This window comes from Natronococcus sp. (assembly GCF_047921035.1).
In the GTDB taxonomy this organism is placed as follows: Archaea; Halobacteriota; Halobacteria; order Halobacteriales; family Natrialbaceae; genus Natronococcus.
Genome location: NZ_JBLRWX010000186.1, coordinates 1 through 3,029, shown reverse-complemented (window position 1 = coordinate 3,029; position 3,029 = coordinate 1). Strand labels below are relative to the sequence as shown.

Annotated in this window: 3 protein-coding genes and 1 pseudogene; 3 read left to right on the top strand and 1 reads right to left on the bottom strand. The window is 66.9% G+C overall.

Annotated features, from left to right (window positions below):
• Positions 1 to 319 (top strand): annotated as a pseudogene (locus ACNA7R_RS19875) (IS200/IS605 family transposon protein TnpB); the annotation flags it as partial.
• An 88-nt stretch (positions 320 to 407) separates the two neighbouring features.
• On the opposite strand, the gene ACNA7R_RS19870 reads toward ACNA7R_RS19875, so the two are convergent.
• Positions 408 to 560, bottom strand: a complete 153-nt coding sequence (locus ACNA7R_RS19870; RefSeq protein ID WP_278293091.1) for a hypothetical protein — start codon at positions 558 to 560, stop codon at positions 408 to 410.
• A 110-nt stretch (positions 561 to 670) separates the two neighbouring features.
• Here ACNA7R_RS19870 and ACNA7R_RS19865 point away from each other — a divergent pair, with 110 nt between their 5' ends.
• Together ACNA7R_RS19865 and ACNA7R_RS19860 are read left to right on the top strand one after the other, a co-directional pair.
• Positions 671 to 1,912 carry a TIGR00300 family protein gene (locus ACNA7R_RS19865; protein WP_416285274.1) on the top strand — a complete coding sequence of 414 codons (1,242 nt, stop codon included), beginning with the start codon at positions 671 to 673 and terminating at the stop codon, positions 1,910 to 1,912.
• Between the two features lie 171 nt (positions 1,913 to 2,083).
• On the top strand, positions 2,084 to 3,029 hold a 946-nt coding region (locus tag ACNA7R_RS19860; protein WP_416285273.1), incomplete at its 3' end, for a phytoene/squalene synthase family protein.

Here is a 3,029-nt window from a genome sequence, read left to right as displayed (position 1 = left end):
CTGCGGTTCGACCGAGGACACGACGCGGCACCAAGATACGCTGACCTGTGCCTGCGGCTTCGAGGGCCACGCGGACCTCGCGGCAAGCGAGACGTTCCTGAGACGTCATCAGAACTCTCCGAGTTCTGATTGGCGAACGAGACACGAGGTGTCTCGTCAACGGCACGAAACGGTAGCACGGCCGATGGCACGGCCCGTGTGCCTCAAGTGGGACAGCCACGACTGGCTGGAGTCTCCATGCTCTCCCCATCCCAACGAGGAGCACACAGACCCGCAAGTTGCCTCCGTGGTCGTTCGAGACGACAAAGTCGTCTCGTGATGACGAGAGAGTTTTCTCTCTCGAACCAACTCGGCATAGCCGAGACTCCCAGCGCGAGGAAACCCCGGCGTTCACGCCGGGGAGGATGTCATCGGTGGGTCATGACGTCGGTGCTGCCACAGTCCGGACACTGGGTCATCCGACCGAGCTTCGGGACCTCGAGTCGAACCCAGGCGTCGTCGCCGCCGGGCGCCTCGAACCCGCAGCTTCGACACCGCGACTTGCCGAGTGTGGATGCCATACGATACCGTACGTCTGGGAGACCCATATAGCTTGATCCCGGGCCGATTCGTTCGTCCCCGCGAGCTGAGACGCACAGATTGACGGTCCCCCCTCGCCAACTGGACGGCAATGACTGTCGCGCGAACCGTCGAACTGGAGGGACACATCATCGACTCGGGGACGATGGGGGCCTGTTTCGGGGCCGTGATGGACATGGGCGGCGAGTTCGAGGTCGAGGAGTTCGAGGTCGGCCGGCACAAACACGCCGAAACCTACTGCCGGCTGCGGGTGATGGCCGACACCGAGGAGGAGCTGCGGGCGATCCTCCACGAACTCAACCAGCAGGGGGCGACGGTGGCCGATCCCCGGGACGCGACCCTCGAGGCCGCGCCGGGGGACGGGATCGTCCCGGTCGACTTCTACTCGACGACGAACCACCCGACGGCCGTCCGCGTCGACGGCGAGTGGCACGACGTCGAGGGCGTCGAAATGGACTGCGCGCTGGTCGTCGACCGCGAGGACGGCGTTCGGGTTCGGACGAAGGTGCTGAACGCGATCGAGGAGGGCGACCTGGTCGTCACCGGCGAGACCGGGATCAGGGTGGACCCGCCCGAACGCCCCCGCAACGGGAGCGGCGGCTCGTTCGGGTTCATGCAGGGTGGGGTCTCGAGCGAGCGCCCCTCGGCGTCGCTCATCGAGGAGATCGCCGACGAGATGCGCGAGGTCAACGCCGAGGACGGCACCGTGCTGGCGGTCTGTGGCCCGGCTATCGTCCACTCGGGCGGGCGGGACGCGCTGGCGGCTCTCGTCCGGGCGGGCTACGTCGACGCGATCAGCGCGGGCAACGGGTTCGCCGTCCACGACCTCGAGCGGGACCTGTACGGCACCTCGCTGGGCGTCGACACCGAGAGTCTGGAACATCCCCGGAAGGGCCACAAACACCACATCTACACGATCAGCGAGATCGCTCGTCTGGGCGGGGTCGAGGAGGCCGTCGCGGCGGGCGTCGTCGACGAGGGCGTAATGTACGAGTGCGTCACGAACGACGTCCCCTTCGTGCTGGCGGGCTCGATCCGCGACGACGGCCCCCTGCCCGACACGATCACCGACTCGATCGAGGCCCAGAACGCGATCCGCGAGCAGGCCCAGGAGGCCGACCTCGTGCTCATGCTGGCGACGCTCTTGCACTCGGTCGCGGTCGGCAACTGCCTTCCCTCGACGACGAAGACCGTCTGCGTCGACATCAACCCCGCCACCGTCACGCAACTCCTCGACCGGGGCAGCGCCCAGGCGATCGGGATGGTCACCGACATCGGGGCGTTCATCCCGATGCTCGCGGACGAACTGCTCGAGGAGAGCTACGAAACGTAGCCCGACGATCCGGCAGTATCGTCCGCTTCTGGCCCCCGATTTGCCTGGATTCGGCGAAAAGCCATCCCTGTGAGGCCTAGTAGTTTTATACGTATCTGTCGTATGAGTTACCCCTGATCGCCGTCGGGCGGCGTCCCCGGACGGGGAACCGTCGGACGGCTGGAGTCGCAAATGCAACAGGAACACATCGACGCGAGCAAGGCGATCCAGAAGCGAACCGGGAAGACGTTCTACCTCGCGACGCGGTTTCTCCCCGAACGGGTTCGCAACGCCACCCACGTCCTGTACGCGTTCTTCCGTATCGCGGACGAGATCGTCGACGACGCGGCCGACGTCCCGGCGGCCGAACAGCGCGCCGAACTCGAGTCGCTTCGCGCGCAGGCGCTGGGCCGCGCCGAGCCCGACGACCCGGTTCTCGAGGCGTTTCGCGACCTCTGTGACCGCTACGGGATCGACGACGAGGAGATCGAGACCTTCCTCGACGCGATGGAGTCCGACATCGACACCGACCGGTACGACACCTACGCCGACCTCGAGACGTACATGCGCGGCTCGGCCGCCTCCGTCGGGGTGATGATGACCGCGATCATGGAGCCCGACGACCCCGAGACCGCCCTCCCCCACGCGGTCAAACTCGGCGAGGCGTTCCAGATGACGAACTTCCTGCGGGACGTCCGCGAGGACGTCCTCGAGCGCGATCGGATCTACCTCCCCCGGGAGACGCTGCGGGCCCACGACGTTCCGGAGAACCAGATCGAGGCTCTCGAGTACTCGGAGTCGTTTCGGGACGCGATGGCCGAAGAGCTGCGCCGAACCGAGGATCTCTACCGGGAGGGCGTCGCCGGCATTCGCTACCTGCCCGAGGACTGTCAGCTCCCGGTGTTGCTCGCGGCGGTGTTGTACGCCGAACACCACACGGTGATCCGTGCACGGGAGTACGACGTGCTCTCGGCAGAGCCGTCGCTGTCGACGACCCGGAAGCTGTGGTGTCTCGCCAGAACCCGCTGGCACTGGCACTGGAACCGCGACCCCGAGGCGGTGTTCGCCCGGGTGTCCGCGATCCCCGCGCTCGAGCCGGATCGCCGGGGCCCGGAGCACGGCGACGGCGTTCCGACGC